Annotated in this window: 28 protein-coding genes; all 28 read left to right on the top strand. The window is 62.7% G+C overall.

Translation table 11 applies throughout. The features are described 5' to 3' along the window. The first annotated feature begins 14 nt into the window (after nt 1-14). Nucleotides 15-821, top strand: a complete 807-nt coding sequence (locus tag I2E26_RS00140) for a YebC/PmpR family DNA-binding transcriptional regulator (RefSeq protein ID WP_147588591.1) — start codon at nt 15-17, stop codon at nt 819-821. A 309-nt stretch (nt 822-1130) separates the two neighbouring features. Continuing rightward, nucleotides 1131-1670, top strand: a complete 540-nt coding sequence (locus I2E26_RS00135) for a hypothetical protein (RefSeq protein ID WP_195419143.1) — start codon at nt 1131-1133, stop codon at nt 1668-1670. A gap of 5 nt (nt 1671-1675) precedes the next feature. Continuing rightward, the gene (locus I2E26_RS00130; RefSeq protein ID WP_147588630.1) at nt 1676-2041 is read left to right on the top strand and encodes a DUF2273 domain-containing protein; all 366 of its coding nucleotides are present in this window, start codon (nt 1676-1678) and stop codon (nt 2039-2041) included. An 81-nt stretch (nt 2042-2122) separates the two neighbouring features. Further along, the gene (locus I2E26_RS00125) at nt 2123-2647 is read left to right on the top strand and encodes an Asp23/Gls24 family envelope stress response protein (RefSeq protein WP_195419142.1); all 525 of its coding nucleotides are present in this window, start codon (nt 2123-2125) and stop codon (nt 2645-2647) included. A gap of 313 nt (nt 2648-2960) precedes the next feature. Further along, nucleotides 2961-3860, top strand: a complete 900-nt coding sequence (locus I2E26_RS00120) for an ATP-binding cassette domain-containing protein (protein WP_195419141.1) — start codon at nt 2961-2963, stop codon at nt 3858-3860. After that, complete coding sequence (locus tag I2E26_RS00115) at nt 3853-4518, top strand: methionine ABC transporter permease (RefSeq protein WP_195419140.1); 666 nt, start codon at nt 3853-3855, stop codon at nt 4516-4518. The genes I2E26_RS00120 and I2E26_RS00115 overlap by 8 nt, the downstream gene beginning before the upstream one ends. Nucleotides 4519-4723: 205 nt before the next feature. Continuing rightward, on the top strand, nt 4724-5572 hold the full coding sequence (locus I2E26_RS00110; protein WP_195419139.1) for a MetQ/NlpA family ABC transporter substrate-binding protein: 849 nt from the start codon (nt 4724-4726) through the stop codon (nt 5570-5572). 236 nt (nt 5573-5808) lie between these two features. Next, nucleotides 5809-6366: a 50S ribosomal protein L5 gene (gene rplE, locus I2E26_RS00105; protein ID WP_147588597.1), complete on the top strand. Its 558-nt coding sequence runs from the start codon at nt 5809-5811 to the stop codon at nt 6364-6366. Nucleotides 6367-6454: 88 nt separating this feature from the next. Then, on the top strand, nt 6455-6640 hold the full coding sequence (locus I2E26_RS00100; RefSeq protein ID WP_147588598.1) for a type Z 30S ribosomal protein S14: 186 nt from the start codon (nt 6455-6457) through the stop codon (nt 6638-6640). A 121-nt stretch (nt 6641-6761) separates the two neighbouring features. Further along, complete coding sequence (gene rpsH, locus I2E26_RS00095; RefSeq protein ID WP_195419138.1) at nt 6762-7160, top strand: 30S ribosomal protein S8; 399 nt, start codon at nt 6762-6764, stop codon at nt 7158-7160. Nucleotides 7161-7193: 33 nt separating this feature from the next. Beyond that, on the top strand, nt 7194-7730 hold the full coding sequence (rplF, locus tag I2E26_RS00090; protein ID WP_147588600.1) for a 50S ribosomal protein L6: 537 nt from the start codon (nt 7194-7196) through the stop codon (nt 7728-7730). Between the two features lie 70 nt (nt 7731-7800). After that, nucleotides 7801-8163: a 50S ribosomal protein L18 gene (gene rplR, locus I2E26_RS00085; RefSeq protein ID WP_147588601.1), complete on the top strand. Its 363-nt coding sequence runs from the start codon at nt 7801-7803 to the stop codon at nt 8161-8163. 13 nt (nt 8164-8176) lie between these two features. Beyond that, nucleotides 8177-8704, top strand: coding sequence for a 30S ribosomal protein S5 (gene rpsE / locus I2E26_RS00080; RefSeq protein ID WP_147588602.1), 528 nt, complete (start codon nt 8177-8179; stop codon nt 8702-8704). 2 nt (nt 8705-8706) lie between these two features. Further along, the gene (rpmD, locus tag I2E26_RS00075) at nt 8707-8889 is read left to right on the top strand and encodes a 50S ribosomal protein L30 (RefSeq protein ID WP_147588603.1); all 183 of its coding nucleotides are present in this window, start codon (nt 8707-8709) and stop codon (nt 8887-8889) included. Nucleotides 8890-8891: 2 nt separating this feature from the next. Further along, nucleotides 8892-9341: a 50S ribosomal protein L15 gene (rplO, locus tag I2E26_RS00070; RefSeq protein ID WP_195419137.1), complete on the top strand. Its 450-nt coding sequence runs from the start codon at nt 8892-8894 to the stop codon at nt 9339-9341. Further along, a complete protein-coding gene (gene secY, locus I2E26_RS00065) occupies nt 9335-10621 on the top strand; it encodes a preprotein translocase subunit SecY (RefSeq protein WP_147588605.1) in 1287 nt (428 codons plus the stop codon). The genes rplO and secY overlap by 7 nt, the downstream gene beginning before the upstream one ends. A 23-nt stretch (nt 10622-10644) precedes the next feature. Continuing rightward, entirely contained in the window at nt 10645-11271 is a 627-nt protein-coding gene (locus I2E26_RS00060; protein WP_195419136.1) for an adenylate kinase, read from the top strand. After that, nucleotides 11268-12056 (top strand): type I methionyl aminopeptidase, encoded by a 789-nt coding sequence (map, locus tag I2E26_RS00055; RefSeq protein WP_195419135.1) that lies wholly within the window; start codon nt 11268-11270, stop codon nt 12054-12056. Before I2E26_RS00060 ends, map begins: the two co-directional genes overlap by 4 nt. 114 nt (nt 12057-12170) lie before the next feature. Further along, complete coding sequence (gene infA / locus I2E26_RS00050; RefSeq protein WP_039910571.1) at nt 12171-12389, top strand: translation initiation factor IF-1; 219 nt, start codon at nt 12171-12173, stop codon at nt 12387-12389. A gap of 153 nt (nt 12390-12542) precedes the next feature. After that, the gene (gene rpmJ, locus I2E26_RS00045) at nt 12543-12656 is read left to right on the top strand and encodes a 50S ribosomal protein L36 (protein WP_006363204.1); all 114 of its coding nucleotides are present in this window, start codon (nt 12543-12545) and stop codon (nt 12654-12656) included. A 15-nt stretch (nt 12657-12671) separates the two neighbouring features. Then, complete coding sequence (gene rpsM / locus I2E26_RS00040) at nt 12672-13046, top strand: 30S ribosomal protein S13 (RefSeq protein WP_147588608.1); 375 nt, start codon at nt 12672-12674, stop codon at nt 13044-13046. Between the two features lie 15 nt (nt 13047-13061). After that, nucleotides 13062-13469, top strand: coding sequence for a 30S ribosomal protein S11 (gene rpsK, locus I2E26_RS00035; protein ID WP_147588609.1), 408 nt, complete (start codon nt 13062-13064; stop codon nt 13467-13469). Nucleotides 13470-13488: 19 nt separating this feature from the next. Then, nucleotides 13489-14085, top strand: a complete 597-nt coding sequence (gene rpsD / locus I2E26_RS00030) for a 30S ribosomal protein S4 (protein WP_147588610.1) — start codon at nt 13489-13491, stop codon at nt 14083-14085. Nucleotides 14086-14117: 32 nt separating this feature from the next. Then, nucleotides 14118-15059 carry a DNA-directed RNA polymerase subunit alpha gene (locus I2E26_RS00025; protein ID WP_147588611.1) on the top strand — a complete coding sequence of 314 codons (942 nt, stop codon included), beginning with the start codon at nt 14118-14120 and terminating at the stop codon, nt 15057-15059. A 29-nt stretch (nt 15060-15088) separates the two neighbouring features. Further along, nucleotides 15089-15553: a 50S ribosomal protein L17 gene (gene rplQ, locus I2E26_RS00020; RefSeq protein WP_195419134.1), complete on the top strand. Its 465-nt coding sequence runs from the start codon at nt 15089-15091 to the stop codon at nt 15551-15553. 110 nt (nt 15554-15663) lie between these two features. Beyond that, nucleotides 15664-17361, top strand: a complete 1698-nt coding sequence (locus I2E26_RS00015) for an ABC transporter ATP-binding protein (RefSeq protein WP_195419133.1) — start codon at nt 15664-15666, stop codon at nt 17359-17361. Next, nucleotides 17351-18148 (top strand): energy-coupling factor transporter transmembrane protein EcfT, encoded by a 798-nt coding sequence (locus I2E26_RS00010; protein ID WP_195419132.1) that lies wholly within the window; start codon nt 17351-17353, stop codon nt 18146-18148. The genes I2E26_RS00015 and I2E26_RS00010 overlap by 11 nt, the downstream gene beginning before the upstream one ends. A gap of 20 nt (nt 18149-18168) precedes the next feature. Then, the coding region (locus I2E26_RS00005) for a tRNA pseudouridine(38-40) synthase TruA (RefSeq protein WP_370551404.1) at nt 18169-18683 on the top strand (515 nt) is incomplete at its 3' end.

The following is an 18683-nucleotide window of genomic DNA, read 5'->3' as shown; positions in this document are numbered from 1 at the left end:
GATAGGAGTCTCGCATGTCCGGACACTCTAAATGGGCAACTACCAAGCATCGTAAGGGTGCGCAGGACGCCAAGCGTTCCGCCCTCTTCTCCAAGCTGAGCCGCAACATCACCGTTGCCGCTCGCCTGGGCAACGATCCCAACCCCGACAACAACGCCTCGCTGGCCGCCGCCGTTGCCAAGGCCAAGGCGCAGTCCATGCCCAAGGACAAGATCAAGGCCGCCATCGACAAGGCCTTCGGCTCGGGTGCCGACGCCGCCGTGTACGAGAACATCGTGTACGAGGGCTATGGTCCCGCCGGTGTCGCCGTGTACGTCGAGTGCCTGACGGACAACCGCAACCGCACCGCTGCCGACGTCCGCTCCGCCTTCTCGCACGCTGGCGGTAACCTGGGCACCACCGGCTCCGTTGCCTTCCAGTTCGAGCGCAAGGGCCAGGTCGTCGTCTCCAAGGAGGTTCTGGATCCGAACGCCAAGAAGGAGACCATGATCGCCAACGGCGCTGCTGGCGACGAGGAAGAGTTCATGATGGCCATCGCCGAGGCCGGCGGCGACGATTACGAGGACGCCGGCGAGGACTGGGTCGTGTGGACCGCTGCCAACGAGCTCATGGCCGTCTCCAAGGGCATCGAGGAGCAGGGCATCGAGGTCAAGGGTGCCGAGCTCACCATGGTTCCCACCACCCCTACGGCCGTTTCCGGCGCCGACGCCAAGAAGGTCCAGCGCCTCATCGACCGTCTCGAGGAGCTCGACGACGTCCAGGACGTCTACAGCACCATGGACATGACCGACGAGGTCATCGCCGCCCTCGAGGAGGAGTAGGCGCCTTTGGGCTAGCCGGGTCCATCTCCCCCCCCTAGCTGTATAAGATCGCACGCCCTCCCGACCCGCTCCATGGCGGGCCGGGAGGGTTTTTTTATGCGCCGGCCCGGTCACGCGCCGACCCGGTCACGCGCCGGCCCGCGCCCGTCCGGCTATCCGGTGGGATGGTTCCGAACAAATTAAGTTTTTCGGATGATGCCCGGTTCCTTCGCCGCAGGGATGCGGGCGATTTATACTGGAAGGCCAGATGCGTCGTATTCGCGCCGGCTTGGTGTCGTGCGTTGTGGATACAGGAGGAAAGGAGGCGGAATGGGACGGTTGAAGAAGGCGTGCGCCATCATCTATCTCCTTGCTTTTGCCGTGGTGCTCGCGAGTTTCGCATCGTCGCTTGCGGGGCCGTTCTCCCGCGATGCGGCCGAGCTGCTCGACCTTCCCGCCTTTCAGGCGTTTCTCGCGGCGTGCATGGCCATATGCGCGCTTCAGGCGCTCTACGTGCTGGGCCGCGTCGTTTTCGATAAGCCTGAGCCCCGCTGCATCCATCCACAGGGCGCGACGGATCTCGAAGTGACCACGTCGGCGCTCGAAGCCGTGGCGCGTACCGCCGCGCGCGACGAGGACGTCCTGGTCGATCGGGTGCTCGTGCGCATCCGGGGGAGGGCGCACGATGCGCTGTATGTGACCATCGAGGCGATCGCGCTTGACGATACGGCTCTCGACGTGCGCGCCGCAGCGATGCGCTCGCGTGTCGAGCAGGCGATGCGCGATATGCTCGGCACGTCGTGCGCATCGGTGCGCGTTCGTTTTCTACCTGCCCGGACTACCGTGGTAACCAAGGAGGATGAGCTGTGAGTGATATGAAGGGGGCGCCCAAGGCGCCGCGTCCCGTTATCGAGCAGAGCACCGAGGCCGATGAGTCCAGCCGTCCACGCGTCGAGCGCGAGGTGGGGGCCGATGAGGCCCGTTCGGCGTTTCACGACACGACCGTGGGGTTCTTTTCGCGTGCGGGCCAGCGCGCATGGGCCTATGCCGACGCCCATCCGCATACGGTGCTGTACGCCGGCGTCGGCTTGCTGCTGGCCGTGCTGATTCTTTGGCTCGGGCTGTGGCACGCCCTGGTCATCGCGATCTTCGTGGTCGTGGGCGCGGCCATCGGCCAGGCGCGCGACGGCGAGGGCGGTATCTACCGGTTCTTCCGGCGAATCTTCGGTGGTCGCGGCTAGCGCGTGCATCGATGCCGTGTTTTGGGGAATCAGATGCTACAGCTCGGGTGCCGAGCGAAGCTGAGGAGAAGGGTGCATGCGATGACGAGCGCACAGATTAACGATACCAAGGTCGATGATCTCGAGACGACGGAAGCCGAGACCGTGAACAGCGCGGATGCGGAGTCCGAGGAGGTTGTTGCCGACCTTACCGATCTGGATGACGACGATCTGACATCGGAGGATTCGCTTACGTATTCCAACGGCGTGATCGAGAAGATCGTGGCCATGGCGACGCGCGAGGTCCCGCATGTGTTGGGCATGAAGGGCAATCTCATGCACTTCGTCCAGGAGCAGTTCGGCGGCGAGAGCCTCACCAAGGGCGTATCCGTGGAGGTCACCGACGATAACCGCGTGGTGGTGAACATCTCGGTGATCATCGAGTACGGCTCCTACGCGCCCGATATCTTCGAGGATGTGAAGAAGGTGGTTACCGAGCGCCTCGCCGCTATGACCGGTTTGGAGGTCGCCGGCATCAACCTCCGTATCGACGACGTCGTGACGCGCGACGAATACGCCGAGAGCCAGAAGCGCGTGCTCGACAGCTTGAAGGATGACGAGGGCTAGAAGCGAACGGGGGCGCGCGACGATTCCGCCGCCCGATCGAGAGGGGCCGCCTATGTTAGCGTTTGGTAACATAGGCGGCCTTTTCATGTGTCGACCTTGCATCTGCTGCAACGCGCGTGCTATTCTCGTCCGCATGATTACTACGCTTGCACATAACACGATGATGATGGTCATGGAGATGCCCTCGCCCGGGCACTTTGTCATGTCGCGCGCATGCGCTGCACATGTGGAGACCGGGCGCCTCTCGTAAGATCGCCTCTGGCAGGAGGCGGTCCGCCTTCTTGTTCAACCATCATCGAGCGGAGTTTCACTCGTGATCAGCATTCAAAATCTGTATAAGAGCTATGCCGCGCCCGCGAAGACGGGGCGCGGGAAAGCCGGGCGCGCTGCCGGCATCGATGGGTCGTATGCGGCGTCGGTGAGCGGGGAGCCCGTGCTCGTTGCGGCCGCCGCGGCGCGGGCGACCTCCGAGGCCGTTTCGGCCGTTGCGGATATCGCGCCCGCCGCGAACGGGGCATTTGCCCTGAACGATATCTGCTTGGATATCGCCGACGGCGATCGCTTCGGCATCATCGGCATGAGCGGCGCGGGCAAGTCCACGCTGGTTCGCACCATCAACCTGCTGGAGCGCCCCACGTCGGGCCGGATCATCGTTGACGGCCGGGATATAACGGACCTCTCCGGTTCCGCTTTGCGCGGCTATCGCCGACGCGTGGCCATGATCTTCCAAAACTTCGGCCTGCTGGCCCAAAAGACGGTGCTGGACAACGTGTGCTTCCCGTATGTAGCCGCGTCCGGCAAGGTCACGGCCGAAAATCGCGCCCATGCGCTGGAGCTGCTCGATCGCGTGGGGTTGGCACAGAAGGCATCGTCGTATCCCAGCCAGCTGTCGGGTGGACAGCAGCAGCGCGTCGCCATCGCGCGCGCCCTGGCATGCGAGCCCGAGGTCATCCTCTGCGATGAAGCCACCTCGGCGCTCGATCCCAAGAGCACCAACACCATCCTCAAGCTTTTGCGCGATATCAACGAGGAGACCGGCGTCACGCTGGTCATCATCACGCATTCCATGGACGTGGTGGAGAAGATCTGCAACAACGTCGCGGTGCTCGATGCCGGACGCGTGGTCGAGCAGGGGCCGGTCGCCTCCGTGTTCGAGGCCCCGCGTGCCGAGGCAACGCGCGTCCTTCTGGGAAAGGTGGACTGGGATGCTTAGTGAATTCCTTGCCGAGTATTCCGGCTTGCTTGTCCAGGGTACGCTCGACACGCTGGTGATGGTGTTCGCCTCCACGGCGATCGCCTACGTCGTCGGTACCGCGCTGGGCGTGGTGCTGCATCTGACGGCCCGCGACGGCTTGCGCCCCGTCCCGCTGCTCAATGCGGTGCTGGGCTGGGTCGTGAATATCGGTCGTTCGCTTCCGTTCATCATCTTGCTCATCGCGCTCATGCCCGCTACGGCGGCGCTCGTGGGTACGTCCACCGGCGTGCGCGGCGTCATTCCGCCCCTGGTGGTGGCTACGGCCCCGTTCGTCGCGCGCATGGTGGAGCAATCGCTGGCCGAGGTCTCGCGTGACGCCGTCGAGGCAGCCGAGGCCTGCGGCGCTTCCGTTCCGCGCATCGTGTTCTCGGCGCTGCTGCCCGAGGCGTTGCCCTCCATCGTGCGCGGTATCGCCGTCACGCTTATAGCCGTGCTCGGCTACACCGCCATCGCCGGCGCCGTTGGAGCGGGCGGCCTGGGCGACATCGCCATCCGCTACGGCTATTACCGCTACGAGAACGAGGTCATGATCGCCACGGTCGTCCTCCTCGTTATCCTGGTCCAGCTGATTCAGTCCGCGTGCGGCTGGATCGCCCGCAGGGTGGACCACCGCTAGGGCGCTCGGCGCCTCGGCTGGGCCCCGCGCTCGCGCGTTCAGCCGCCGCGTTCGAGCCGGTTGGCGTTCCCGTGCGTCGGGCGTCGATGCTCCGCAACCCCGGCGGCGGCCCTCATGGGGGGCGCCGCCGGCTCCGACGGGGCGCCGCCGCCATCTCGCTTCATTTCTTCCTATATGCAACTTTCATCCAGAAAGGATGTCCCGTATGAACAGCAACGTTTCCCTCACTCGCCGCCTTGCCCTGAAGTCCCTGGCCGTCGCCGCCGGTCTGGTCGCCTTGGGCGGCCTGTCGGCTTGCGGCTCGGCGCCCGCCGAGGCAGATGCATCCAAGCTCGTGGTCGCCGCCTCGCCTGCGCCCCATGCGCAGATCCTGACGGATTTCGCGGCTCCCGCGCTGAAGGAGCAGGGTATCGAGCTCGTGGTGAAGGAGTACACCGACTACATCCTGCCGAACAAGGACACCGACGGCGGAAGCGTCGACGCGAACTATTTCCAGCACATCAACTATCTTGATAACTACAACGCGGAGAACGGCACCGACCTGGTGTCGGCCGGCGCCGTCCACTACGAGCCGATGGCCGTGTACGCCGGCAAGTCCGCCGACCTGGACGCCATCGCCGACGGCGCCGTGGTCGCCGTTCCCAACGACCCCACCAACGAGGGCCGCGCCCTGCTGCTCCTGCAGGATCTGGGCCTCATCAAGCTGAGCGATCCCGAGGACCTCGAGGCCACGCCCAAGGATATCGCCGAGAACCCGTATAACCTGGTGTTCCAGGAACTCGAGGCCGCGGCCGTGCCCCGTGCCCTGCAGTCCGTGGACTTCGCGGTGATCAACGGCAACTACGCCATCGAGGCCGGCTACCATGTCGAGGACGCGCTTGCCCACGAGGAGACCGGTTCGCGCGCGGTCGAGCAGTATGCCAACATCGTCTGCACAGCCGCCGACCACGCCGACGATCCGCAAGTGAAGGCGCTTGTCGAGCTGCTCCAGTCCGATGATTTCAAGGCGTATCTCGAGGCGAACTACGGCCAGGACGTCCTGCCGGCGTTCTAATACGCGCCTGTACGCCATCCACCTCAAAACCATCACAAAGTTATGGAATTGCCTGCACAGCTGAACTTTATGTGGCGCTGGGCAGGCAATCGGCGTATAGTAACGAATGTTTTGTCGGCTCCTGCCGTCAATTCGTCATGCCTCAGACAGCCATCGCGGGCATGGCGCACGTCAGGAGGCACGAGGATAGCTTTTCATGGTGAACCCCGTGCTTAAAACCCCAGTTAGGAGTGAACATGGCTGAAGAGAAGTACGTTCCGCGTCTTAAGACCAAGTACAACAACGAGGTCAAGCAGCTGATGCAGGACAAGTTCGAGTACGGCAACGTCATGGAGATCCCGAAGTTCGAGAAGATCGTCGTCAACATGGGTGTCGGCGAGGCCGCTACGGACTCCAAGGCTATCGACGGCGCTGTGCGCGACCTGCGCACCATCACCGGCCAGCAGCCCATGGTGACCCGTGCCCGCAAGTCCATCGCATCCTTCCGCCTCCGTGCCGGTATGCCCATCGGCGCCAAGGTCACCCTGCGCGGCGACCGCATGTGGGAGTTCTTCGATCGCCTGACCTCCATCGCGATCCCCCGTATCCGCGACTTCCGCGGTATCTCCGCCAAGTCCTTCGACGGCCGCGGCAACTTCTCCATGGGCGTCACCGAGCAGCTCATCTTCCCCGAGGTTGACTTCGACTCCGTCGATCACACCCGTGGTATGGACATCACCATCGTTACTACCGCGAAGACCGATGAAGAGGCCAAGGCCCTTCTCGACGCCTTCGGTTTCCCGTTCAAGAAATAGGTTCTAATGCCCCGGGCCCACGGGCGGTGCGCGAAGAGCACGTGCCGCCCGTCCGGAGCGAACATACTCAGATGTGAGGAGGAAATAAGTGGCTAAGACATCGATGATCGTCAAGTGCAATCGCAAGCAGAAGTTCTCGACGCGTGAGTACACCCGTTGCCAGCGTTGCGGCCGTCCGCATTCGGTCTACCGCAAGTTCGGCATCTGCCGTGTCTGCTTCCGCGAGCTGGCACTCAAGGGCGAGCTTCCCGGCATCAAGAAGGCCAGCTGGTAAGTCACTGCCAGCGCGTCAGGCGCACGTGCCTGATCGCACGGAAGAACGTGCTGTCTGGCTCACCTGCTAGGGGCAGGGGAGGACCGCAGCATGAGTTCATCAAGAACGAAGGAGAATCTGCATGAACGTCACAGACCCGATCGCAGACATGCTTACGCGTATTCGCAACGCGAACTCTGCGAACAAGGCTGAGGTCTCGATGCCGAGCAGCAAGAAGCTCGTCGAGATCGTCCGCGTTATTTGTGAGGAGGGCTACGTCGAGAGCTACTACGTCGAGGACACCGCTCCGGCTAAGACCCTGCACATCACCCTGAAGTACGGTCCCAAGAAGAAGAAGGTCATCAACGGCATCAAGCGCATCTCCAAGCCTGGTCTGCGCAAGTACGCCGGCGTTCAGGACCTGCCCCGCGTTCGCGGTGGCCTTGGTACCGCCATCGTTTCTACGAGCAAGGGCGTTATGGCCGACCGCGACGCTCGCAAGCTGGGCGTCGGCGGCGAGATCGTCGCTTTTGTTTGGTAATCGCCTCGGCGTGTAGAAGGAAAGGAGATCACCGTGTCTCGTATCGGTAAGAAGCCTGTCCAGATTCCCGCCGGAGTCGAAGTGACAGTTAATGGCAACACCTGCATCGTGAAGGGCCCCAAGGGCACCCTGGAGCAGGATTTCCATGAGGAGATCAGCGTCGAGGTCGTGGAGAACGAGGTTATCGTTACCCGCGCCAACGATGAGCGCACCGCCCGTGCCCAGCACGGCCTGACCCGCGCCCTCATCCAGAACATGGTCACCGGCGTTTCCGAGGGCTTCGTGAAGTCCCTCGAGCTCGCTGGCGTTGGCTACCGTGTCCAGCTCAAGGGCACCGCGCTCGACTTCTCCCTGGGTTATTCCCACCCCGTTGTCATGGAGCAGCCCGAGGGCATCACCTTCGAGGTTCCCGACAACACCCACATCAACGTCAAGGGCATCAACAAGCAGCAGGTCGGCCAGGTCGCCGCTGAGATTCGCGCGAAGCGTCCGCCCGAGCCCTACAAGGGCAAGGGTATCCACTACGTTGGCGAGCACATCCGTCGTAAGCTCGGTAAGGCCGCTAAGTAGTAAGCGCTCTCTTGCATCCTAAGACCAGCACCCCGTTAGGTGCTGGCATGACTTCTTAAGGAGTTTCAGCATGAACAAGAACAAGGCGAAGCAGGCAGGCCTTAAGCGCCGTCAGCGTCGCGTTCGCGGCAAGATTTTCGGCACCGTCGAGCGTCCGCGTCTGCGCGTCGTTCGTTCCAATGCGAACATCTACGCCATGATCGTCAACGACACCGAGGGCAAGACGCTCGTTTCCGCGTCTACGCTCGAGGCTGAGTTCAAGGGCACCAAGACCGGCAACAAGGAGGCCGCCGAGAAGGTCGGCAAGCTCGTCGCCGAGCGCGCTCTCGAGGCTGGCATCACCCAGGTCAAGTTCGACCGTGGTGGCCGCATCTATCATGGCCGTGTCAAGGCCCTGGCTGATGGCGCCCGCGCCGCCGGCCTGGTCTTCTAGGAGGTATTAAGCAATGGCTCGTAATATCAAGCAGCAGCGCGAGGCCTCCGAGTTCGAGGAGCGCGTCGTCTTCATCAACCGTGTCGCCAAGACCGTCAAGGGCGGCCGTCGCATGTCCCTTGTGGCTCTCGTCGTCGTCGGCGATGGCAAGGGCAACGTGGGCCTGGGCATGGGCAAGTCCCAGGAGGTGCCCCTGGCCATCTCCAAGGCTACGCTCGACGCCAAGAAGCACATGTTCCATGTTCCCGTCACCGCTGAGGGCACCATCCCGCATGAGGTCCTCGGTCACTTCGGTGCCGCGAGCATCCTGATCAAGCCCGCTGTCGAGGGTACCGGTGTTATCGCCGGCGGCGCCGTGCGCCCCCTCTTCGAGCTCGCGGGCATCAAGAACGTCCTCTCCAAGTCCCTTGGTTCCGACAACGGCCTCAACATCATCAAGGCCGCTGCCGAGGGCCTCAAGGAGCTCTCCAGCCCCGAGGACATTGCCGAGCTTCGCGGTCTGACCGTCTCCGAGATGTTCGTCGGTAAGAAGGAGCAGTAAGCATGGCTAACACCATCAAGATCAAGCAGGTCCGCAGCACGAACGGCTGCAAGGAGGACCAGCGCCGCACCGTTCGCGCCCTGGGCCTCAACAAGATCAACGCCACGCGCGAGATCACTGATAACGAGAGTGTCCGCGGCATGATCTTCAAGGTTAAGCACCTTGTCGAGATCGTAGAGGAGTAACAATGCAGCTTCATGATCTTACTCCGGCTGAGGGTTCCAACAAGCGTCGCAAGCGCGTCGGTCGTGGTAACTCCTCCGGTAAGGGTACCTATTCGGGTCGCGGCCAGAACGGCCAGGGCTCCCGCTCCGGCGGCACCAAGGGTGCCGGCTTCGAGGGTGGCCAGACCCCACTCGCGATGCGTCTCCCGAAGCTCCCTGGCTTCGTGAGCCCCCGTCGCATCGAGTTCACCCCCATCAACGTCTCTACCCTCGAGGAGCGCTTCGAGGCTGACGCCGTCGTCGACGGTGCCGCCCTCAAGGCCGCCCGCCTCGTGAAGAGCGTCGACGAGCCCGTAAAGGTGCTCGGTAACGGCGAGATCACCAAGAAGCTCACCGTCAAGGTCGATAAGGTCTCCGCTTCCGCGAAGGCCAAGATCGAGGCGGCTGGCGGAAAGGTCGAGCAGCCGTGCTAAATGGTTTGAAGAATATGTTCCGCATCAAAGAGTTGCGCGGAAAGATTCTCTTCACCATCGCTATGCTCGTGCTGTACCGTATCGGTGCACACGTTCCTGTGCCCGGTATCCCCTTCCAGGGGATGCTGGGCCTTTTCCAGTCTGCAGGTGATTCTGTAGCGCAGGGTGCGATGGCGCTGTTGAACCTCTTCTCCGGTGGCGCTCTTTCGTATGTGTCGGTGTTCTCCCTGGGCATCATGCCCTACATCACCAGCTCGATCATCATCCAGATGCTTCAGAGCGTAGTTCCCTCCCTGCACGAGCTCGCTCGTGAGGGCGAGGTGGGGCAGACCAAGATCACCCAGTACACGCGTTATCTCACGCTCGCCCTGGCCGTGCTCAACGCTATCGGCTACCTCTTCCTGTTCAAGGGCTTCGGCATTTCCTTCAACGGTGCCGGTGCACCCGAGATCATCTTCGACGTGATGGTCGTCGGCACGCTCGTTGCAGGCGCCATGCTCATCATGTGGATCGGCGAGCTCATCACGCAGCGCGGTATTGGTAACGGCATGTCCCTTATCATCTTCGCCAACATCATGGCCGGCCTGCCCCAGGCCATCCTCCAGTCCATCGATGGCGGTAACATGGGCATCGTGATGACCCTCGTCATCCTGCTCATCATCCTGTGCGTGATTCCGCTGATCGTCTTCATCGAGCGCGGCCAGCGCCGCATTCCGGTCCAGTACGCCAAGCGCGTCGTGGGTCGTCGCATCATGGGCGGCCAGTCCACCTATCTGCCCATCAAGGTCAACACCGCCGGCGTTATCCCCATCATCTTCGCCAGCGCGCTGCTGTACTTCCCGGCGCAGATCGCCGTGTTCTTCCCGAACGTCGGCTGGATTCAGGCGGTGGCCAATGCGCTTTCGACCGGCTGGATCAACTGGATCCTCAACGTTGTCCTGATCGTCTTCTTCGCGTACTTCTACACCTCCATGGTGTTCAATCCCGATGAGACGGCCGACAACCTCAAGAAGCAGGGCGGCTTCATCCCGGGCGTCCGTCCCGGCAAGGCTACGGCGCGCTACATCAAGAACGCGCTCAACAAGATCACCCTGCCTTCCGCGATCTTCCTGGCACTCATCGCCATCGTCCCCTCGATCGTGTTCTCCTTCACTGGCAACGCGCTCATCCAGGCGTTCGGCGGTACCTCAATCCTCATCATGGTCGGCGTCGTTCTCGACACCATCGCCAAGGTGGAGAGCCAGATGAAGATGTACGATTACGACGGGTTCTTCAAGTAAGTTAGGTTGAGAGGAGCAAACCCATGAACATCGTTCTGTTGGGTGCACCGGGCGCAGGTAAGGGCACTCAGGCCCAGCGTCTCGTGCGTGATTTCGGCGTTGCCCATATTTCTACCGGTGATCTTCTCCGCGCTGCCGTCAAGGGCGGCACCGAGCTTGGAATCCAGGCTAAGAAGTACATGGATGCCGGCGAGCTCGTACCCGACCAGCTCGTTATCGATCTGGTCAAGGAGCGCCTGGCCGAGGATGACGCCCAGCAGGGCTTCCTGCTCGACGGCTTCCCGCGCAACACGCTCCAGGCCGTCACGCTCGATTCCGAGCTGTCCGAGATGGGTCGCGAGCTTGATTGCGCCCTGCTGATCGACGTGGCCGGCGATGTCATCATCAACCGTCTGTCCTCTCGCCGCACCTGCCGCGCCTGCGGCTACACCGGCACCGCCTCGGACGAGGTGTGCCCGTCGTGCGGTGGCGAGATGTATCAGCGCGATGACGACAAGGCCGAGACCATCGCCAATCGACTAGACGTCTACGAGAAGCAGACCAGCCCCCTCGTCGAGTACTATCGCGGTCAGGATATCCTCCACGCCGTCGACGGCGATCGCGATGCCGACGTCGTCTATGCGGACGTGAAAGAAGTCCTCGGTCTATGATCAAGATCAAGTCTGCACACGATATCGAGCAGATGAAGGTTGCCGGAGCGCTATCTAAGATGGCGCTCCGGCGCGTTGGTGCCATGGTTCGTCCGGGCGTCTCCACCTTCGAGCTCGATCAGCTCGCCGAGCAGATCATCCGCATGCATGGCGGCAAGCCCGCGTTCAAGGGCTACGGCGGATTCCCCGGCACCATCTGCGCTTCGATCAACGATGCGGTCGTCCATGGAATCCCCAATCCCGATATCATCCTGCGCGATGGCGATATCATCTCCATCGACACCGGTGCTGTCGTGGACGGTTGGGTGGGCGACAACGCCTGGACCTTCTATTGCGGCACGCCGTCCCAGGAGACGCGCGCGCTGTGCGAGGTTACCCTCGACTGCCTCCGAGCCGGCATCGAGCAGGCAGTCCCCGGAAACCATATCGGGGACATCGGTTTCGCGATTCAGTCCCTTGCGGAGAGCCATGGGTACGGCGTGCTTCGCGATTACGTGGGTCACGGGATCGGCCGCGCGATGCATGAGGATCCCAACGTGCCCAACCATGGCAAGAAGGGGAGGGGCGTGCGTCTCCAGGCCGGTATGGTGATCGCCATCGAGCCTATGGTGACGCTTGGTTCCCCGCGCGTGCGCGTGGGGGCTGACGGCTGGTTGGTTTCTACTCGCGACCACCTGCCCGCCGCCCACTACGAGAACACCGTCGCGATTACCGACGATGGTCCCGTGGTCCTCACCGCCGACGCCCAGGGAGCATGGTGCAGCATGCAGGGCGGCCTCCTCTAAATAGGACAAACTTGTTCTATATATGGAGTGATGGAGAACTTTATGATTCCAGCGAATGACTGTTGTATCATTCGCTATTGCTGTCGTTTTCACTTTAGAGAAAGATGATTGCTTGTGAAGAAGGAAGATGCTATCGAACTCGAGGGTACGGTAACCGAGCCGTTGCCCAATGCCATGTTTCGTGTTGAGCTCGAGAACGGCGTTTCTGTGCTGTGCTCGATCTCGGGTAAGATTCGCATGAACTACATCCGTATTCTCCCGGGCGACAAGGTTACGGTGCAGCTGTCTCCGTACGACCTTACGCGCGGTCGCATCACCTATCGCTATAAATAACGATAGCGTAGACACGCATTCAAATACGATCGCCGGAGTGCTCAGTCCGCGATCGCATTTGCATGTAGTTACCAGCCTTCAGTTTTAACGCCTGCGGCTGGGCGAGTAGATAACATTCCGTTTGTAGCATGAGCACTACCGAAAGGAAGAACGATGAAGGTACGCCCTTCCGTCAAAAAGATGTGCGATAAGTGCAAGATCATTCGCCGCCATGGCAAGGTTCTCGTGATCTGCGAGAATCCTCGCCATAAGCAGCGTCAGGGCTAAGAGAGGAGAACCATAGTGGCCCGTATTAACGGTGTCGACCTTCCGCGCGAGAAGCGCGTCGAGATTGGTCTGACCTACATCTACGGCATCGGCCGCACTACCGCCACCAAGATCTGCGTCGAGTGCAACGTCAACGTCGATACGCGCGTTAAGGATCTCACTGAGGACGAGATTAACGCCATCCGTGATTACATCGATAAGAATCACATCATGGTTGAGGGCGACCTTCGCCGTGAGCGCACCCAGAACGTCAAGCGCCTTATGGACATCGGCTGCAACCGTGGTCTGCGCCACCGCAAGGGCCTGCCGGTCCGCGGTCAGCGCACCCACACCAACGCTCGTACCCGCAAGGGTCCGAAGCGTCAGATCGGTGCTAAGAAGAAGAAGTAGGGAGTTTGACGCATAATGGCTACTGCTAAGAACAAGCGCGGCGCCGCTACCCGCATCAAGCGCTCCGACCGCAAGAACATCTCCGTGGGCCAGGCTCACATTCGTTCCACGTTCAACAACACCATCGTTTCGATCACCGACGCCCAGGGCAACGTCATCGCCTGGAAGTCGGCCGGTACCGTGGGTTTCAAGGGCTCTCGTAAGTCCACTCCGTTCGCCGCTCAGATGGCCGCCGAGGCTTGCGCCAAGATCGCTATGGATCACGGCATGCACAAGGTCTCCGTCTTCGTGAAGGGCCCCGGCTCTGGTCGCGAGACCGCCATCCGCTCCCTCCAGGCCGCCGGCCTCGAGGTTTCGAGCATCCAGGACAAGACCCCCATCCCGCACAACGGCTGCCGCCCCAAGAAGCGTCGCCGCGTGTAACTGAAAGGATCGAAATACTATGGCAATCGATAGGACTCCGGTTCTGAAGCGCTGCCGCCAGCTCGGGATCGATCCCGCTGAGCTCGGTTACAGCAGCAAGAAGGAATCTATCCGTCAGCCCAAGCGCCGTCGCAAGGAATCCGAGTACGGCATGCAGCTGCGCGAGAAGCAGAAGGTTAAGTTCATCTACGGCGTGCTGGAGAAGCAGTTCCACACTTACTTCAACCGCGCCCGCAAGATGAAGGGCATCACCGGCGAGAACCTGCTCATTCTTCTTGAGAGCCGTCTCGACAACGTGGTGTTCCGTCTTGGCTTCGCCCGCACCCGCAAAGAGGCTCGTCAGACCGTTCGTCATGGTCACTTCACCGTGAACGGCCGTCGCGTCGACATCCCCTCTTATCAGGTCAAGCCCGGCGACGTCGTTGCTGTTGGCGAGAAGTTCCGCGACCTCCTTCCCATCAAGGAGGCCCTGATTTCCTCCGAGCGCTTCGAGGTCCCCGGCTGGCTCGAGGTCGATATCGAGAAGCTGTCTGGTAACGTGCTGGCTATGCCCGTGCGCGAGCAGATCAGCGGCGATATCAAAGAGCAGCTCATCGTCGAGCTCTACTCTAAGTAGTCCGTTTGGGCTGCTGAGGCTGGAGGTATTACATGTCAGAATTCATTAGGCCCCAGGTTCAGGTCGAAGAGATCAACGACACCTGTGCCCGCGTTTCCGTCGAGCCGCTCGAGCGCGGCTATGGCGACACGCTGGGTAACTCCATCCGCCGTGTACTGCTGTCCTCCCTCGAGGGCGCCGCGGTCGAGGCGATCCAGATCGATGGCGCTCAGCACGAGTTCATGGCCATCGACAACATGGTCGAGGATGTCACCGATATCGTTCTGAACGTCAAGGGCCTGGTGTTCCGTTCGCTGGGCACCACGAACGAGGCTACGGCGACCATCTCGGTCGACGGCCCGTGCGAGGTTACCGGCGCGGACTTCTTCATCCCGTCGGAGTTCGAGCTCGTGAACCCCGAGCAGCACATCGCTACCCTCACTGAGGGCGGACACCTTACCATGAGCATGCGCATCGGTTATGGCCGTGGTTACGTCTCCTATGAGGCCAACAAGCGTGATAACGATCCCATCGGTATCATTCATGTTGACTCGCTGTATTCCCCGGTCCGTCGTTGCGCCAAGCTCGTTGAGGCTTGTCGCGTCGGCCAGCACACGGACTACGATCGCCTGGTTCTCGAGATCGAGACCAACGGCGCCGTGGATCCGCGCGAGGCTGTCGTCCAGGCTGCCAATATCATCAACCAGCATATGGCTGCCTTCATGAACCTCGCCGATGCTCCCGAGGAAGAGGAGGAGATCTCCATCTTCGCTCCCGAGCAGGCCAACGACAACGCCGAGCTCGACAAGCAGATCGAGGATCTCGATCTTTCGGTGCGCTCCTACAACTGCCTTAAGCGCGCGAGCATCCACTCCGTGCGTCAGCTTGTGGAGTTCTCCGAGAACGATCTGCTGAACATCCGCAACTTTGGTGTGAAGTCGATCGAGGAAGTCAAGGACAAACTTGAGTCCATGGGTCTCAGCCTCAAGGCTTAAAGATCCGTGTTTTAGAGGAGAACCAGACCATGCGTCACAACAAGAAGAAGGGCCTGAAGCTCGGCACCGATGCCAGCCACACCAAGGCCATGAAGAAGAGCCTTGCCAAGGCGCTCTTCGAGAACGACCGCATCAAGACCACCGAGACCCGTGCCAAGGCGCTCCGTTCTTACGCTGAGCCCATCATCACGTGGGCCAAGAAGGGCGATATCCACTCTCGCCGTCTTGCCATCGCCAAGCTCGGCGATAAGAACCTCGTGGCCGAAATCTTCGATAAGGCCGCTCAGGGCATGTGGGCCGACCGCAACGGCGGTTACACCCGCATCATGAAGCTCGGCACCCGCAAGGGCGACAACGCCGAGATGGTCATCATCGAGCTCGTTACCGAGCCGGTTGTGAAGAAGGCCCCGAAGAAGGCTGCCGCTCCCAAGAAGGTCGAGACCAAGGTCGAGGCCGTCGACGAGACCGAGGCTGCCGAGGAGGCTGCTGAGTAGCGAGGTATCCCACGGGATACGATGCGACTTTTCGGAGGGGCGCCGCGTGCGCCCCTCTTTTTTATCGAACGGCGTTGGGGTGCCACCGCCTGCGAAGCCAAGGAGGGTCGATGATCGAGCTGGAACGGGCGTGCCGCGTGTACGCCGACGGAACGCACGCGCTCCGTGGGCTGTCGTTTCGCGTCAAGCCCGGAGAGATCGTAGGGCTTATCGGCCCCAACGGCTCTGGCAAATCAAGCTGCGCTCGCTTGCTCTGCGCCATGGATCTTGCAAGCGACGGGCGCGTCGTCATCGACGGTATCGATCCGGCCGATGACGAGCGCGCGCGGCTTGCTGTTCGCGAGCGCGTCGCATTCGTGCAGCAAGATCCGGTTGACCAGATCGTCAGCACCGTGGTTTTCGATGAGGTCGCGTTCGGGCCGCGGAACCTCGGTCTCAACGAGTCCGCCGTCGCGCACCGCGTTGCCGATGCGCTTCGCGCGGTCGGGCTCTCGGGATTCGAGGCTCGCGACGTAAACGGGCTGTCCGGTGGAGAGCAGCAGCGTCTCGCGCTTGCGAGCGCCCTTGCCATGCGCCCGCGCTACGTCGTTCTCGACGAGGCGACCTCGATGCTCGACAGCGCGGCGAGACCGTCGTTCAGGGAGCTCGTAGCCGACCTCGCGGCAGGGGGCACGGGCGTCGTCATGGTTACCCACGATGTGGCCGAGATGGTTATGTGCGACAGCCTCGTTGCGCTGCGCGACGGCTGTTCCACGTGGGAGGGCGACTTGGGCGATCTTGCGCGGGGCGATGATGGCCTCTGGGACGACTGCGTGGTGTCGACACGGTATTCGAACGCGCTCAGAGCCGTTCTACGCGCAGGAATCGATCTTGGAGCATGTCGAACACCCGAATCGCTCGCTCGGGCCCTCCATGGGCTTTCGAGGGGCTCGGGTGCACGTTTAGGGGACCTGGTGCCGCGCCTGCTCGATGGTTGCGGATTCGCCGCGAGCTCATCGTCCGTTGCATCGGAGTCGGCATCAGCCCCTCGCTTGTCATCCGGAATCGTCGCCCGTTCCGTTTCGTTCTCATATGACGAAGGCGACCCCGCGTGTCCGACCGCTCTGTGCGGCGTCGACTTGGAGGCTCCCGCGGGATGCGTCACGCTGCTTGCCGGTCGCTCGGGGTCGGGCAAGACGACCCTGGCGCATCTGGCCTGCGGCCTGCTCGCACCCTGTGCGGGCGCGCTGTCCATCGACGGCGGCACGCCCGATCCCGCGCGGTGCGCCCTTTCGTTCCAGCGGCCCGAAAACCAGCTGTTTCTCGATACCGTCTATGACGAGCTCGCATTCGCGCCGCGCAATCTGGGCTGGGACGAGGCCCGCGTCGCGGCGTCGGTCGATCGCGTGTCCGACCTGCTGGGGATCGAATCCAGATGGTTCGAGCGCTCGCCCTTCGAGCTTTCGGGCGGGCAGGCACGCCGCGTCGGCCTGGGTTGCGTTCTTGCGCTCGATGCGCCCGCCTACATCCTCGATGAGCCGACGGCCGGGCTCGACGCTGCCGGGCGCCGGATGGTGCGCGCTCTGGCGCGCGTCCTCGCCCGTGGTGGTCGCGCGGTGATGGTTATCAGCCACGACCTCGATGAGTGGGCGCCCGTGGCCGACCGCGTGGCGCTTATGCGCGACGGGCGCGTGTGCTGGCAGGGTCCGGCTTCCGAGCTCGCGGCGCGCCCCGGATGTTTCGATGCCGCCGGAATCGAGCCGCCCGAGAGCGCGCGTCTCGTCCGCGCCCTCGAGTCCCTGCGGGGCGGTGGTGCCGATGGGTGCTAGCTCCTTCTCCGCCGGCCGCGCCGACTCCGCGCTCGCGCGCGTCGATGCGCGCGTCAAGGTCCTGCTGCTGCTCGCCTATACGGCCGTGCTGTTCTGGGATCCTCATCCAGCCGTGGTTGCTGCCTCGTTCGCCCTGCTTGCGCTGTGCATCCGCGCTGCGGGCCTGCGTGCGCGCGCCGTGGCCGCGACTGCCAAGCCGGTTGCGGTCATCTTGGCGTTCACCCTCTGCGCGAACCTGGTTTCGTGCGATGGCACGGCGCCCGTGCGCGTGCTGGGCGCCGTAGGGGTGGATCTGGCACGCGGCGCGCGCGGCCTCATGGCGGTCATGCGCATCGTGCTGCTCATCGGCTTCTCCTTGACGGTTTCCGCGTCCACGACGCCCGTCGAGCTCGGCGATGCCGTCGTGCGCCTGATGCGCCCGCTGGGCCGTGTGGGCGTCCCGGTGCCCCAGATCGGCTCGATGCTGTCGATCGCGCTGCGCTTCATCCCCGTGGTGGCCGACGAGTTCCAGCGTATCCAGCGGGCCCAGCGGGCGCGTGGCGTGCGCTTCGATGAGGGGCCGCTGCGCGTGCGTATCGGAAGATGGGCCGCCGTGCTTACGCCGCTCATCGTGGCGCTCTTCCGCCGTGCCGACCGTCTGGCCGACTCGATGGCGGCGCGATGCTATGCTGATGGCTCGCGGTGCCAGGTGCCTTCCCGGTCCCTGGGGCCTCGCGACCGCGTGGTGCTCGGCATGGGCATCGCGCTTTGCGTCGCGTTGGTGCTGTGTTCAAGATTCGCCCTCTAGCATGAATGCGAGAACGACCTATGACTGATGTGGAAGCTTCCAAGACGGCCGAGGAGCCCGCGGGCACGCTCGTGTTTCGCCTGGGGTACGACGGCGCCGCCTACTGCGGGTTTGCCGAGCAGCCCGGCCAGACCACGGTAGCGGGCGAGATCCGCCGCGCGCTCGAGACCTTCTTGCGCCGTCCCATCGAACTTACCTGCGCGGGCCGCACCGATTCGGGCGTGCACGCCATCGCGCAGTACGTGAGCGTCCCGGCGTTCGCCGAGGAGCTGCGCATTCCGCGCTCGCGTTGGATGCGCGCGATGGCCGCCCTGCTTCCCGGCGATATCGCATTAGGCGAGGTCTACCACGCCGCCCCCGGGTTCTCCGCGCGATTCGACGCCCGTGCGCGTACCTACACCTATCGCATCGCCACCGGGGAGGCGCGCCCGCTTCTCACGCGCAATTACTCCTGGTGGCACCGGCTCCCCCTTGATGTGGACGCCATGGAGCGCGCCGCCGCATGCCTGGTGGGCGAGCATGATTTCAAGAGCTT

Origin of the sequence: Collinsella sp. D33t1_170424_A12 (assembly GCF_015554865.1) — a bacterium.
Lineage (GTDB): Bacteria > Actinomycetota > Coriobacteriia > Coriobacteriales > Coriobacteriaceae > Collinsella.
This window is presented reverse-complemented; position numbering and strand designations above follow the sequence as displayed.